This is a genomic window from Streptomyces sp. V2I9 (assembly GCF_030817475.1).
Classification (GTDB): Bacteria; Actinomycetota; Actinomycetes; order Streptomycetales; family Streptomycetaceae; genus Streptomyces.
The window spans coordinates 2,830,001-2,844,087 of sequence record NZ_JAUSZJ010000002.1; the positions used below are offsets into that span (position 1 = coordinate 2,830,001).

Sequence of the window (14,087 nt, forward strand, 5' to 3'; positions counted from 1 at the left end):
GCGTTCCTTCGAACGCGGATTCCTCAATTCGCGCGGGCGCACGAAAAGGCATACGACCCGAAGTCGTGTGTCTGTCGTGGTTACCGCGGAATGGTTGTCCGGGGACCGACCGGGGTCGGCGCTCACGTCGGACAACTCGGAGCACACTACGGATGTGTCCGGGGTGTGTCAACCCCCGGCCGGGGGCGCGGGTGGCCGGGGGTCGGCGGCGGGCTGAGCGTGACGTCAGCCGTTGCCGGAGGCCAGTTCGCGGCTGCGGTCGCGGGCCGCCTCCAGGGCTGCGATGAGCGCCGCGCGCACGCCGTGGTTCTCCAGTTCGCGGATGGCGCTGATCGTCGTGCCGGCCGGGCTGGTGACGGCCTCGCGGAGTTTGACCGGGTGCTCGCCGCTGTCCCGGAGCATGACGGCCGCGCCGATGGCGGCCTGGACGATGAGGTCGTGGGCCTGGGCGCGGGGCAGCCCGAGCAGGATGCCCGCGTCGGTCATGGCCTCGACCAGGAAGTAGAAGTAGGCGGGGCCGGAGCCGGAGAGCGCGGTGGCCGCGTCCTGCTGGGACTCCGGAACCCGCAGCGTCTTGCCGACGCCGCCGAAGATCTCCTCCGCGGTGGCGAGATGCGCGCCGGTGGCGTGGCTGCCGGCGGAGATGACGGACATGCCCTCGTCGACGAGGACCGGGGTGTTCGGCATGACCCGGACGACCGGGGTACCGGCGGTGAGCCGGTCCTCGATGAACGTGGTGGTGATGCCGGCGGCGGCGCTGATGACCAGCCGGTCGGCGGTGATGTGCGGGGCGAGCTCGTCCAGGAGCTTGCCCATGTCCTGCGGCTTGACCGCCAGGATGAGGACGTCGGCGTTCCTGGCCGCCTCCGCGTTGGTGACGGACTCGACCCCGTACCGCGTGTGCAGTTCGCGGGCCCGGTCGTCGCGGCGGGTGGTCACCAGGAGGTGGGCCGGTCGCCAGCCGGCCCGGATCATCCCGCTGAGCAGGGCCTCGCCGATCTTGCCGGTGCCGAGGACTGCGACTGTCTGGGTCATGCGTTCACCCTCCGGGCGGTACTGGGCTGTGCTCTGGGCCGGACCGTGCTGCTTCCCCGTCATCCTCGCACCGGGGTGTTCACGGTGTCCGGCGGCGGAGGGTGATCGCGCCGAGGCAGAGGACGAGGAGGGCACTGCCCGCGACCACGGCGATGTCGCGGACGAAGTCGCCGGTGATCCCGGTGTGGTGGAGGACCTGGTTCATGCCGTCGACGGCGTACGACATGGGCAGGACGTCCGAGATCGCCTCCAGGACCGGGTGCATCGCCGCCCGCGGGGTGAACAGGCCGCACAGCAGGAGCTGGGGGAAGATCACCGCCGGCATGAACTGGACCGCCTGGAACTCGGAGGCGGCGAACGCGGAGACGAACAGGCCCAGCGCGGTACCGAGCAGGGCGTCGAGAAGGGCGACCAGGAGCAGCAGCCAGGGCGAGCCGGCGACGTCCAGGCCCAGCAGCCAGAGGGAGACCGCCGTGGCGAAGGCCGACTGGACCACGGCGACCGCGCCGAACGCGAGGGCGTACCCCCCGATCAGGCCGCCCTTGCCGAGCGGCAGGGACAGAAGGCGTTCGAGGGTGCCCGAGGTCCTCTCGCGCAGGGTGGCGATCGAGGTCACCAGGAACATCGTGATCAGCGGGAAGATCCCGAGGAGGGAGGCCCCGGTGGAGTCGAAGGTCCCGGCCGCGCCGTCGAAGACGTACCGGAGCAGGGTGATCAGCAGGACCGGGACGAGCACCAGGAGCGCGATCGTGCGGGGGTCGTGGGTCAGCTGGCGCAGGACACGGCCGGCGGTGGCGGTCATCGGGGGGCCTCCTCGGTGCGGTGTGCGGCGTCGTCGACCAGGTGGAGGAACGCGTCCTCGACGCTCTCCGTACCGGTGCGGCGGCGCAGGGCTTCGGGGGTGCCCTCGGCGAGGATGCGGCCCTCCCGCATGAGGAGGAGGCGGTGGCAGCGTTCGGCCTCGTCCATGACGTGCGAGGAGATGAGCAGCGCGGTGCCCCGGTCGGCGGCCAGGCGGTGGAAGAGGTCCCAGAGGTCCCGGCGGAGTACGGGGTCGAGCCCGACGGTCGGTTCGTCCAGGACCAGCAGGTCCGGGGTGAAGAGGAGGGCGACCGCCAGGGAGACGCGGCTGCGCTGGCCGCCGGAGAGCGCGCCGGCGCGGGCATCGGCGCGGCTCGTGAGGTCGACGTCCCCGATGGCGCGGGCGACGGCGGCACGGCGGGCGTCCCGGTGGGCGCGGCCGGGGCGCAGGACGGCGGCGAAGTATTCGAGGTTCTGGCGGACGGTGAGGTCGGTGTAGACGGAGGGCGCCTGGGTGACGTAGCCGACGCGGGGGCGCAGGGCCGGGTCCCCGGCGGGTCGGCCCAGGACGTCGAGGGTGCCGGTGACCTTGGCCTGGGTGCCGACCACCGCGCGCATGAGCGTCGTCTTTCCGCAGCCCGAGGGGCCGAGGAGGCCGGTGATGCGGCCGGGGCGGACGGTGAGGTCGAGGGCGTGCAGGACGGTGCGGTCGCCCCGGACGACGGTGAGGCCGCGTGCCTCGATCGCCGGATCGGGGGGCGGAGGGGGCGGAAGCGCCCGTTCGTAATTCATCATGTGATGAATTCTTCTCGTGGTGAGCCCGCGCGTCAAGGGGTGGAGAGGTCCGGGAAACGGCTCAGCCCGCCGGCGCGGTGCCGGCGGGCTGGTGAGGGGAGAGGGGGCGCGGTGGGGTCAGCGGCGCTTCGGGCGTCTGCGGGCCGCCGGATTCCCCGTACGGGTCGAGCGGCGCTTCTCGAACCGGGCGCGGGCCGTCTCGTACTCGGCGCGGCGCAGCTTCTCGCCCGGGGCCTCGGTGAGCGAGCGGACGAAGTAGGCGAGCAGGGAGCCGATGAACCCGATCGACTTCAGTCCGCGCAGGGCGTCCTCGCGGGACGGATCCTTCGGCCGGGCGCCGAACCCCTCCCAGGTCTTGCGGAAGGCGATGGCGCTGCAGATGGAGAACATCGCGATGACCAGCACGCCCACGAATCCGCCGACGTCCGCGATCTCCAGCCCCTCGTAGGCGAAGCGCAGGACGAAGCAGGCGGCCACGGCCGCGGCCAGCGAACCGGCGCTGACCCCGGCGCGGCGCAGCCCGTAACCGCCGTCGTGGTCGACCCAGGTCGTGCCGAAGAAGCGGATCGGCTCGGGTTGCGGGCCGGAGGGGGTGGGGGCGCCGCCGGAGGGTGTTCCTCCGGCAGGCGGGGTGCCGGGGGCTGCGCTGTTCTCGCTCACGGGGTCGATTATCCCCGCGGGAGGCGTCCGGCGGATCGAGGTCGCGTCCGGCGTCGCGGACCCGGCCGAGGCCCGCCGGAACGCCCCCCGGCCCCGGATGTCCCGGGGCGGGCGGAGCCGTCAGTCGCAGCGCGGCGCGACGTAGCCGTCGCGCCCCGTGTTGACGTAGGCGTCCGCGACGAACTGGCCGTTGGCGATGTTGTCCCAGAGGTTCGACGTGCCGTACGGGCCGGTGACCCACTCACCCGGCTTCTGGCAGTAGATCGGGATCTTCTGCCCGTACGGCATGGTCCTGACGATGCGGTAGCTGGTGCCGGGGCCGGTACGGACGTTGACCCGGTAGCCCGGCGCGATCGGGTAGCGGGTGCCGGTCGTGCCGTCCTCCGCCATGGCCACGGCCGCTTCCGCCGCGGCCGGTTCGGACGTGTTCTCTTCAACGCTCATGTGTGTGTCCCCCGTTGAGAATCGCGTACGCCGACGCGTACGACGCGCAGGCTAGCAAGCCCCGTGCTTCCCGGACGCACCATCCATTAGGCTCCGTGCGTCGCATGCGCACGAACACACGGGGGTGGGCGGATGCCGCCGCTGCGAGAGTCCGGAACGCATCCGGAAGCGGAGTTTCCGCAGTACGCCGGCGCCTACCGTCTCGAAGCCCGTCTCGGCTCGGGCGGCATGGGGGTCGTGCATCTGGCGCGCTCGGCCTCGGGGATGCAGCTCGCGGTGAAGGTGGTGCACGCGCCGTACGCGGCCGATGCCGAGTTCAGGGCGCGGTTCCGGCAGGAGGTCGCGGCCGCGCGGCGGGTCAGCGGGGCGTTCACCGCTCCCGTGGTGGACGCCGATCCGGAGGCCGACCGGCCCTGGATGGCCACCCTCTACGTGCCCGGCCCGACGCTCTCCGAGCAGGTGAAGCGGAACGGCCCGCTGTCCCCCGCCGCGCTGCGCCGGCTGACCGCCGGGCTGGCCGAGGCGCTGCGGGACATCCACCGGGCGGGCGTGATCCACCGCGACCTCAAGCCGAGCAACGTGCTGCTGACCGACGGGGGCCCGAAGGTCATCGACTTCGGGATCTCCCGCCCGTACGACAGCGATCTGCGCACCGAGACCGGGAAGCTCATCGGCTCGCCGCCCTACATGGCCCCCGAGCAGTTCCAGCGGCCGCGCGAGGTCGGGCCGCCGGCCGACGTGTTCGCGCTGGGGGCGGTGATCGTCCACGCGGCGACGGGCCGGGGCCCGTTCGACTCGGACAGCCCGTACATCGTGGCGTACCAGGTGGTGCACGACCAGCCGGATCTGGGCGGAGTGCCCGGGGAGCTGGCCCCGCTGGTCGCCCGGTGCCTGGCGAAGGACCCGGCGGACCGGCCGACGCCGGACGAGGTGATGGGGGCGCTGCTTCCCCCCTCGTACGAGGCGGAGGCGTTCGTACCGGCGCAGCGGCGGCGGCCGGGGGTGGTCGCGGCGGTGCCGGGCGGGGAGCGGGACGGTTCGGAGGAGGACACGCATGTGCGCTCCGCGCCCGCGTCCCGCCGCCGGTTGCCGCGCGTCCGGCTGATCGTGGCGGCGGCGCTCCTGCTGCTGGTGGCGAGCGCCGGAGCGGGGGCGTACGCGGTGTGGGGCGGCGGAGCGGAACCGGTCCGCCCGGAGGCGGAGGGCCGGCCGGGCGCGGGCGGGGCCGGCGAGGCCGCGGTCACCCCGTGGCGTACCGCGCTGCGGACCGGGGGCGGGGGCGGCACGCCCGTGTGCACGGCCGCCGGTTCGCGGGCGCTGTACTGCTCGGTGGCCGGGACCGGCACGGTCAGGATCGATCCGGCGGACGGGCGCGTGCTGTGGTCGGCCCCCTCCTCCTCGTCGCCGGAGGTCCGGGCTCCGGTCGTGTCGGGCCCGGTCGTGCTGTCCGCCGGGCGGGACGGGAGGCTGCGCGCCCTCGACCCGGTGAAGGGGACCGCCGTACGGGACACCGTGCTGTCCTCGCGGCCGGGGGCGGTGTTCCCGGCGGGCGACACCCTGCTGTCCGTCGCGGACGACGGTGCGGTGACGGCGCTGGACGGGGCGAGCGGGGCGACCCGCTGGAAGAAGCCGCTGGCGGGGCACGTGCGGCCCGATTTCGCGCTGTACGACCGGGAGTCCGGGCTCGCCTACGCCTTCGAGCACACGGCGTCCGGCGCCTCGACCCTGGTCACGGCGGTGGACGCCGCGAGCGGCCGGGCCGCCTGGCGGCGGCAGCTGGAGGGGGTGCTCACCCCGGTCGCCACGGCCGGGGCCGGGGAACTGGTGCTGACCGCGATGGACGAGAACTCGGACACCGGGGAGCTGGTCCGGTACGCCCCGGCGACCGGCACGTCCGGCCGGGTCGCGCTGCCCTTCGCCCTGGACGGGCCACAGGTGGTGATGGCCGGGGAGGTGGCGTACCTGCTGGCGCGGGGCGGTTCGCTGCTCGCCGTCGACACCGCGGCCGGCGGTGCGGAGGCGGAGGTGTGGCGGCTGGAGACGGGGGTCGGGCGGGCGTCCGCCCCGGTGCTCGGGGAGGGCGGCCGGCTGTACTTCTCCGCCGCCGACGGGCGGCTGCTGGCCGTCGACACGGAGCGGGGCACGCTGGTGGGGCAGACACGGGCCCGGCTGAGCGGCGGGAAGCTCGCCCACGCCTCCGACCTGCCCGCGCCGGTGACGGCGGGGCGGCTGGTGGTGGGCAGCGCGCCGGACGGCTCGGTCTTCGCCCTGGACGGGGCGGACCCGGGGGCCTGGTGAAAGGCCGCCCGGGTCCGCGCGCTGCCGGTCCGGGGTCCCGTACCCCGTGGGCTCAGCCCAGCTTGGTGACGTCGCGGACCGCGCCCCGGTCGGCGCTCGTCGCCATCGCCGCGTAGGCGCGCAGCGCGGCCGAGACCTTGCGGTCCCGGTTCTTCGGCGCGTACACGCCGTTCAACGCCGCGCGGCGGGTGGCCAGTTCGGCGTCGTCGACGAGCAGCTCGATGGAGCGGTTCGGGATGTCGATGCGGATCCGGTCGCCGTCCTCGACGAGCGCGATGGTGCCGCCGGAGGCCGCCTCGGGCGAGGCGTGGCCGATGGAGAGGCCCGAGGTGCCGCCGGAGAAGCGGCCGTCGGTGACCAGCGCGCAGACCTTGCCCAGGCCCCGGCCCTTGAGGAAGGAGGTGGGGTAGAGCATCTCCTGCATGCCGGGGCCGCCGCGCGGGCCCTCGTAGCGGATGACGACGACGTCGCCCGGCTGGATCTCCTTGCGGAGGATCTTGTCGACGGCCTCGTCCTGCGATTCGCAGACGACGGCCGGGCCCTCGAAGGTCCAGATCGACTCGTCGACGCCGGCCGTCTTCACGACGCAGCCGTCCTCGGCGAGGTTGCCCTTGAGGACGGCGAGGCCGCCGTCCTTCGAGTACGCGTGCTCGACGTCGCGGATGCAGCCGCCCGCCGCGTCCAGGTCGAGGGTGTCCCACCGCTCGGACTGCGAGAAGGCGGTCGCGGAGCGGACGCAGCCGGGGGCGGCGTGCCACAGCTCGACGGCCTCGGGCGACGGGGAGCCGCCGCGGACGTCCCAGTTCTTCAGCCACTCGGCGAGGGTGTCGGAGTGCACCGAGTGGACGTCCTCGTTGAGCAGGCCGCCGCGGTGCAGTTCGCCGAGGAGGGCGGGGATGCCGCCGGCGCGGTGGACGTCCTCCATGTAGTACGTGCCGCCGGGGGCGACGTTGGGGGCGACCTTGGAGAGGCAGGGGACGCGGCGCGAGACCTCGTTGATGTCGTCGAGGTCGTACGCCAGCTCCGCCTCCTGGGCGGCGGCCAGCAGGTGCAGGATCGTGTTGGTCGAGCCGCCCATGGCGATGTCCAGCGCCATCGCGTTGTCGAACGCGGCGCGGGTGCCGATGGAGCGCGGCAGGACCGTCGCGTCGTCCTGCTCGTAGTACCGCTCGGTGATCTCGACGACCGTGCGGCCGGCGGCCTCGTACAGCGCCCGGCGGGCGGTGTGGGTGGCGAGGACCGAGCCGTTGCCGGGGAGGGAGAGGCCGAGGACCTCGGTCAGGCAGTTCATCGAGTTGGCGGTGAACATGCCGGAACAGCTGCCGCAGGTGGGGCAGGCGTTCTCCTCGATGCGGAGGATGTCCTCGTCGGAGACGGTCTCGTCGACCGCGTCGCTGATCGCGTTGACCAGGTCGAGCTTGCGAACCGTGCCGTCGACCAGGGTGGCCTTGCCGGCCTCCATCGGCCCGCCGGAGACGAAGACGGTCGGGATGTTGAGGCGCATGGCGGCCATCAGCATGCCCGGGGTGATCTTGTCGCAGTTGGAGATGCAGATCAGGGCGTCGGCGCAGTGCGCCTCGACCATGTACTCCACGGAGTCGGCGATCAGGTCGCGGGAGGGCAGACTGTAGAGCATGCCGCCGTGGCCCATGGCGATGCCGTCGTCCACGGCGATGGTGTTGAACTCGCGCGGGACCGCGCCCGCCGCGGAGATCGCCTCGGAGACGATCCGGCCGACCGGGGCGAGGTGGGTGTGGCCGGGGACGAACTCGGTGAAGGAGTTGGCGACGGCGATGATCGGCTTGCCGATGTCCGCGCTCGCTACGCCCGACGCGCGCATAAGGGCGCGCGCGCCCGCCATGTTGCGTCCGTGGGTGACCGTGCGGGACCTCAGCTGCGGCATCGTCGCTCGCTCCTTCGGCAGGGGGACTGCCTACGACAGTGAAGAAAGGCTGCCTTCGAGCGTACGCCCCGAATCCAAGATCTGGACAGACTGTCCGGAATGCGGGACATGGGGGTCGGTGGGTGGTCACCCGGCCGTACCGGAGGGCGACGGCGGACCGTGCCGGCCGGCCGGGCAGTGGGGCGGCGGGCCGGGGGCGGCGGCCGTCCCTCAGCGCTCGCCCAAGTATCGCTGGAGCGTGGGCGCCACCATCGCGACGATGTCCGCCGGGGCCGCCGAGGCGAGCGGTTCGGCGCGGACCACGTACCGCAGCATCACGATGCCGAGCATCTGCGAGGCGGCCAGCTCGGCGCGGAGGGTCGGGTCCGGCACGTCCAGCTCGGCCGCGATCCGCTCCAGCAGCCGCCGCAGCACGAAGTCGCGCAGAACGTTCGCCGCCGCCTCGTGGGTGACCGCGGACCGCAGGATCGCCAGCAGGGGCGTACGGGTGGCGGGGTCCTCCCACACGGAGAGGAAGAAGGCGGCCAGCCGCTCCCCCAGCCCCTCCGGCGGGCCGCCCAGTACGGCAGGGAGGACCAGGGCGGGCTCGAAGCTCACCTCGACGGCGGCGGCGAAGACCTCGTCCTTGGTGCCGAAGTAGTGGTGGACGAGGGCCGCGTCGACCCCGGCGGCCTTGGCGATGCCCCGGATCGACGTCTTGTCGTAGCCGCGCTCGGCGAACTCCGTACGGGCCGCCTCCAGGATGCGCGTACGGGCGTCGGGGCCTTCGGCCGCGGCCTTGCGGGAGGGACGGCCCCGGCGGCGCGGGGCGGGGGCGTCCCCGGAACCGGCCTTCCCGGAACCGGCGCTACCGGAGCCCGCCTTCCCGGTCCCGTTCGGCGGCCGGGCCCCCTCGTCCCCGGGCCGGGCGCCGGCGTCCCCGGTCACGGGCGGCGGAGGTCGGAGGACGGGCCGGAAGACGGGTCGGAAGACGGGCCGGCGCAGGCGGAGGCGGCCAGGTGGAGGCGGGTGAAGGCCAGCGCCTCGGCGAGGTCGGCCTCGCGTTCGGCGGAGGACATGGCGCGGCGCGTGTTGACCTCGATGACGACGTGTCCGTCGAAGCCCGTCCGGGCCAGCCGCTCCAGCAGCTCCGCGCACGGCTGGTCGCCCCGGCCGGGCACCAGGTGCTCGTCCTTGGCCGAGCCCTTGCCGTCCGCGAGGTGGACGTGGGCGAGCCGGTCGCCCATCCGGTCCACCATGGCGAGCGCCTCGGTGCGGGCGGTCGCGGTGTGCGAGAGGTCGACCGTGAAGTGCCGGTAGTCGTCGTTGGTGACGTCCCAGTCGGGGGCGTACGCGAGCATCTCGCGGTCCCGGTAGCGCCACGGGTACATGTTCTCGACGGCGAACCGGACGTCGGTCTCGCCGGCCATCCGCCAGATCCCGTTCACGAAGTCGCGGGCGTAGGTGCGCTGCCACCGGAACGGCGGGTGCACCACGACGGTGGAGGCGCCGAGCTTCTCGGCGGCGGCCTTCGCCCGCTGGAGCTTGACCCAGGGGTCGGTGGACCAGACGCGCTGGGTGATCAGGAGGCAGGGGGCGTGCACCGCGAGGATCGGCACCCGGTGGTAGTCGGAGAGGCGGCGCAGGGCCTCGATGTCCTGGCTGACGGGGTCGGTCCAGACCATGACCTCGACGCCGTCGTACCCGAGGCGCGCGGCGATCTCGAAGGCCGTCGCGGTGGACTCGGGGTAGACCGAGGCCGTAGACAGGGCGACCTTCGCATCGGGGACGCGCACCACTGGTTCTGCCACCTGGACAGGGTACGGGCAGCCGTGCGCGGGACCGAGGGCTCCTGGCGGAAAGTGATCAGGGCCATGGGGCGGTCACCGTACGTCACACGGGTGGGGCGGAATGTCGCGGCGGCCCGCTCCGGTGCCCCGCCGCCTTTTCGGTCGACAGCGCTCCGGGCGGCGCGGGGAGAAACGGTCCGGCTGTTCGTCTCCCGGCCGTGGCCCGGTCACCGCGGCACGGGGACGGAACGTTCCCGCCCGCCCCCGTGCCGTACGCCGGTCACCCCGGCAGCGCGGGGCGTTCCGTCGGGAGGTGGTCGAGGCGGCGCAGGATGACGCCTTCGCGCAGGGCCCAGGGGCAGATCTCCAGCTCCTCGACGCCGAAGAGGTCCATCGCCCCCTCGGCCACCAGGGCTCCGGCGAGCAGTTGGGCGGCCCGGCCCTCGGAGACGCCGGGGAGCCGGCCGCGCTCCTCGACGGTCATCGCCGCGAGCTTCGGCACCCACTCCTCCAGCGCCTTGCGGCTCAGCGAGCGCTGGACGTACAGGCCATCGGCGGAACGGGCGGCCCCGGCTATGCGGGCGAGCTGCTTGAAGGTCTTGGAGGTGGCGACGACGTGGTCGGGGCGGCCGGACCGGCTGAACTCCCCCACGGTCCGCGCGATGCTGGCCCGCACATGCCGGCGCAACGCCCTGACCTGCTCGGGCTGTGCCGGGTCGTCCGGCAGCCAGGCCCCGGTGAGGCGGCCCGCGCCCAGCGGCAGGGAGACGGCGATGTCGGGTTCCTCGTCGATGCCGACCGCGATCTCCAGGGAGCCGCCGCCGATGTCCAGGACCAGCAGTTTCCCCGCCGACCAGCCGAACCAGCGGCGGGCGGCCAGGAAGGTCAGCCGGGCCTCCTCCTCCCCGCTGAGGACGGCGAGGCCGACGCCGGTCTCGATCCGTACGCGCTCCAGCACCTGGTCCGCGTTGGTCGCCTCGCGCACGGCGGAGGTGGCGAACGGCAGGACCTCCTCGCACCCCTTGTCCTCGGCCGCCTGGACCGCCTCGGTGACGGTCGCCACCAGCCGGTCCACGCCGAGCGGGCCGATCGCACCGTCCTCGTCGAGGAGTTCGGCGAGCCGCAGCTCGGCCTTGTGCGAGTGCGCGGGCAGCGGGCGGGCGCCGGGATGGGCGTCGACCATCAGCAGGTGGACCGTGTTCGATCCGACATCGAGGACTCCGAGTCTCATACGGGAACGCTACTGCGCCGCCGGGGGTCTTCCGTGCGCCGGTCGGACTTACGCTGGGCGCGTGCCAAAGACGAAAAAGGCTAAGCCGGACAAAGCCACGAAGAAGCAGAAGTCGAACAAGCAGGCGCCACGACCGGAGGCGAACGGACCGGACCCCTCCGACGAGAAGGGCGTCGACTTCGCGCGGGCCTGGGTGGAATTCCCCGACCCGGCCGACGACGAACAGGTCTTCCGCTGCGACCTGACCTGGCTGACCTCCCGGTGGACCTGCGTCTTCGGCAGCGGCTGCCAGGGCATCCAGGCGGGCCGCGCGGACGACGGCTGCTGCACGCTGGGCGCGCACTTCTCCGACGAGGACGACGAGAAGCGGGTCGCGGGGCACGTGGCCCGGCTCACCCCCGAGCTGTGGCAGTTCCACGACGTCGGCACGGAGACGGGCTGGGTCGGCGTCGACGACGACGGCGAACGCCAGACGCGCCGGTGGGAGGGCTCCTGCATCTTCCAGAACCGGCCGGGGTTCCCCGCCGGGGCCGGCTGCTCGCTGCACATCCTGGCGCTGCGGGAGGGCAAGGAGCCGCTGGAGACCAAGCCGGACGTGTGCTGGCAGCTGCCGGTACGGCGGACGTACGACTGGATCGACCGGCCGGACGACACCCGCGTCCTCCAGGTGACGATCGGGGAGTACGACCGCCGGGGCTGGGGGCCGGGCGGCCACGACCTGCACTGGTGGTGCACCTCGGCGACCTCGGCGCACGGAGCGGGTGAGCCGGTGTACGTCTCCTACCGCCCGGAGCTGATCGAGCTGATGGGCAAGAAGGGGTACGACCGGCTGGTCGAGCTGTGCGAGGAGCGGCTGTCGGCCCTGCTGCCGATGGCCCCGCACCCGGCGGACCCGCCGCTTCCCGCGCAGGCGAAGAAGCGCTGACAGACCCTGCGGAGTCTTCAGGGGTTTGGAGTCCTCAGCGGCTTCAGGGGCTTCGAGGTCTTCAGGAGGGGCGCCCCGGCCCGCCCGGGCCGAGGGGGTGACGGCGCGCCGACCACGGGTGTCGGGGCCACGTGGGCCTCATCCCGTGGCCGGGTCCGGGTCGGTCGGGCCGGGATCGGTCGGGGCCGGGTCCGTCGGGCCGGTGGGGGCCGGGGTCGGTTCGGGCGGGTCCGTGGGGTCCGGCGGGCCGGTCGGGTCCGGCGGGTCCGTGGGGTCGGTCGGACCGGGGCCCGGATCCGTGGGGCCGGGGTCGGTCGGGCCGGGATCGGTGGGGCCCGGACCGGTCGGGCCGGGGTCCGTGGGCACCGGGTCCGTGGGGCGCGGCGGGTGCGTGCCGGGGCGGGTGGGGCGGCCGCCCGGCGCCGGGACCGTGCCCCCGTGGCCGTCGATGAGCACGGCGGAGCCCGAGGGCGTCAGCGAGATCCGGGCCCGCCACGGCCCGGCCGGCTGCGCGTGCCGGATCACCGCGACCGTGACCGTGGTGGACCGTCCGGCCGCGAGCGTGCCCGACGTACGGCTCAGGCGCATCCAGTGCGCGTCCGTCGCCGCCGACCAGCTGACCGGCTCCCCTCCGGCGGCGGTCAGCGTGAGCGTCGTGACGGCCCCCGAGGTACGGGCCGTCACCGTCAGCCCGGCGTCGCCGTGGCGTGTGCCGCCGACGCTGACGACCTCGGCGGAGACGTCGGGGACCCGCGCGCCGAAGCGGTCGCCGGGCGGGCTGTCACCGTTCTCGGAGGGGTCGCCGTTCATCCCGCTCGCGCCGTCCACCTCGGTGGCGGTGACCGTCGTGCCGTCATGGCCCTCGCCGGTCTGCGGTGCTCCCCGGTACGCGGCCCACAGGGCGATCACGGGGGCGGCGACCACCGTGGCGACGACCGTCGTCGTCACCACCCGCGCGCGCAGGCGGTCCCGGCGGGCGGCCTGGTCCTTGGGGTCGAGCGGGAACCCGTCCCGGTCGAAGCGCGGCCCGGCCGCGCGGGCGCGCTGGGCCTGCGCCAGGGCGACGTACACGGAGGGGCGCGGGGCCTCGACCAGCGGCAGGGCGGCGACCGGGGCCGCTCCGGGCCAGGGCCCGGCGGCGTCCGCACGTTCGGCGGCGCGACGGCAGCGGGGGCAGTCGTCGACGTGCCGGACCAGCTCGCGGCGCAGGGCGGCGGAGAGCAGCACCCGGTGGTCGCCGGTGAGCCGGGCGACGGTGGGGCAGCCGCCGGTCTCGACGACGGCGAGGGCCGCGCGGGTGCGCTCCACCTCGCAGGCCGCCCCGGCCAGCAGCTCCCGCGCGGCGGCCGGTTCCAGACCGAGGACGGCGGCGACGGCGACCGGGGCGAGCCGGTGGCGTACGGCCAGTTCGAGGGCCTCGCGCTGCTCCGGGGTGGTGCCGGCGGCCTCGGGCCAGGCGAGCGTGGCGAGCTCCCGGCGGCGGGCCTCGGCGGCCGGCGACTCGGCGGGGGCGGGGGTGGCGGCGTCCTCGGGGGTGGCGGGGGCCGGGTGTCCGGCGGCCGGGTGGGCGGCGGGGGCGGGATACGCGAGGGTGGCGGCGGGCGATGTGTGCTCCGGCGTGCGCCGGGCGGTGCGCGCCCCCCGGTGGTGCGAAGGGCCGGACGCCGTGGCCGTACGGGGCGGCTCGGCCGGGCCGGAGGGGCGGCGGTGGGCCCGGCGGCCCTGCGCACGCTCGGCGAGAGTGCGCAGACAGGCCCACCGGGCCAGCGCGTACAGCCAGGACTGGCGTTCCGCCTCGGCGGCGGGGCCCCGGCCGTCCTGCCGGTCCGCGATCGCCAGGACCGTGCCGAGCGCGTCGGTGGCCGCGTCGTGGTCGCAGAGCACGGAGAGGCAGTAGGTGAAGAGTCCGTCGAGATACGGCTCGTAGCGTGCGGGCGGACGCTGGGCGGTGGGGCGGGCTGTTCGGCGATGCGCCCGGTGTGCGCCGGTGGTGTGCGTCGGGGGCTCCAGCCTGCTGCTCATCACCCGGCGACCGTAGGCAGAGGAGCGCACACCCCAGGGTCCCCCTGAGCACATTTCATCCTTCTGGGTGAAGGTATCCCTCGAAAGAGGACAGAGAGCGGGGAATCGGACGGGTGCGCCCGGAGTGCTTCCGTGCGCCCTGCGCGCGGCGGGACGGTGCGCCCCTCGACCGCGCGGACGGCGTTGTCGTACCCCACCGATACG

12 protein-coding genes are annotated in these 14,087 nt (G+C 74.4%); 2 read left to right on the forward strand and 10 right to left on the reverse strand.

The genetic code is table 11. The features are described from left to right. Window positions 1-225: 225 nt before the first annotated feature. From proC to QFZ71_RS12345, 5 genes are all read right to left on the reverse strand, one after another. Window positions 226-1,035 (reverse strand): pyrroline-5-carboxylate reductase, encoded by an 810-nt coding sequence (proC, locus tag QFZ71_RS12325; RefSeq protein ID WP_307668283.1) that lies wholly within the window; start codon window positions 1,033-1,035, stop codon window positions 226-228. A 79-nt stretch (window positions 1,036-1,114) separates the two neighbouring features. Next, window positions 1,115-1,837, reverse strand: coding sequence for an ABC transporter permease (locus tag QFZ71_RS12330; RefSeq protein WP_307668284.1), 723 nt, complete (start codon window positions 1,835-1,837; stop codon window positions 1,115-1,117). After that, window positions 1,834-2,631 carry an ABC transporter ATP-binding protein gene (locus tag QFZ71_RS12335; RefSeq protein ID WP_307668285.1) on the reverse strand — a complete coding sequence of 266 codons (798 nt, stop codon included), beginning with the start codon at window positions 2,629-2,631 and terminating at the stop codon, window positions 1,834-1,836. The genes QFZ71_RS12330 and QFZ71_RS12335 overlap by 4 nt, the downstream gene beginning before the upstream one ends. Before the next feature lie 117 nt (window positions 2,632-2,748). Beyond that, window positions 2,749-3,291 carry a hypothetical protein gene (locus QFZ71_RS12340; protein ID WP_307668286.1) on the reverse strand — a complete coding sequence of 181 codons (543 nt, stop codon included), beginning with the start codon at window positions 3,289-3,291 and terminating at the stop codon, window positions 2,749-2,751. A 120-nt stretch (window positions 3,292-3,411) separates the two neighbouring features. Next, complete coding sequence (locus QFZ71_RS12345) at window positions 3,412-3,735, reverse strand: SH3 domain-containing protein (protein WP_307668287.1); 324 nt, start codon at window positions 3,733-3,735, stop codon at window positions 3,412-3,414. A gap of 132 nt (window positions 3,736-3,867) precedes the next feature. Here QFZ71_RS12345 and QFZ71_RS12350 point away from each other — a divergent pair, with 132 nt between their 5' ends. Then, on the forward strand, window positions 3,868-6,033 hold the full coding sequence (locus QFZ71_RS12350) for a PQQ-binding-like beta-propeller repeat protein (RefSeq protein ID WP_307668288.1): 2,166 nt from the start codon (window positions 3,868-3,870) through the stop codon (window positions 6,031-6,033). A gap of 52 nt (window positions 6,034-6,085) precedes the next feature. On the opposite strand, the gene ilvD is transcribed toward QFZ71_RS12350, so the two are convergent. The 4 genes from ilvD to QFZ71_RS12370 form a co-directional block, all read right to left on the reverse strand. Continuing rightward, entirely contained in the window at window positions 6,086-7,936 is a 1,851-nt protein-coding gene (gene ilvD / locus QFZ71_RS12355) for a dihydroxy-acid dehydratase (protein WP_307668289.1), read from the reverse strand. 210 nt (window positions 7,937-8,146) lie between these two features. Next, window positions 8,147-8,863 (reverse strand): TetR family transcriptional regulator, encoded by a 717-nt coding sequence (locus QFZ71_RS12360; RefSeq protein WP_307668290.1) that lies wholly within the window; start codon window positions 8,861-8,863, stop codon window positions 8,147-8,149. Continuing rightward, complete coding sequence (locus QFZ71_RS12365) at window positions 8,860-9,714, reverse strand: sugar phosphate isomerase/epimerase (protein WP_307671432.1); 855 nt, start codon at window positions 9,712-9,714, stop codon at window positions 8,860-8,862. The genes QFZ71_RS12360 and QFZ71_RS12365 overlap by 4 nt, the downstream gene beginning before the upstream one ends. Window positions 9,715-9,985: 271 nt before the next feature. Further along, entirely contained in the window at window positions 9,986-10,936 is a 951-nt protein-coding gene (locus tag QFZ71_RS12370) for a Ppx/GppA phosphatase family protein (protein WP_307668291.1), read from the reverse strand. A gap of 61 nt (window positions 10,937-10,997) precedes the next feature. Between QFZ71_RS12370 and QFZ71_RS12375 the strand changes: the two genes are divergently transcribed. Continuing rightward, the gene (locus QFZ71_RS12375) at window positions 10,998-11,861 is read left to right on the forward strand and encodes a hypothetical protein (RefSeq protein WP_307668292.1); all 864 of its coding nucleotides are present in this window, start codon (window positions 10,998-11,000) and stop codon (window positions 11,859-11,861) included. 138 nt (window positions 11,862-11,999) lie between these two features. Here the strand turns inward: QFZ71_RS12375 and QFZ71_RS12380 are convergent, their stop codons facing one another. After that, the gene (locus QFZ71_RS12380) at window positions 12,000-13,883 is read right to left on the reverse strand and encodes a hypothetical protein (protein ID WP_307668293.1); all 1,884 of its coding nucleotides are present in this window, start codon (window positions 13,881-13,883) and stop codon (window positions 12,000-12,002) included. Window positions 13,884-14,087 lie beyond the last annotated feature (204 nt).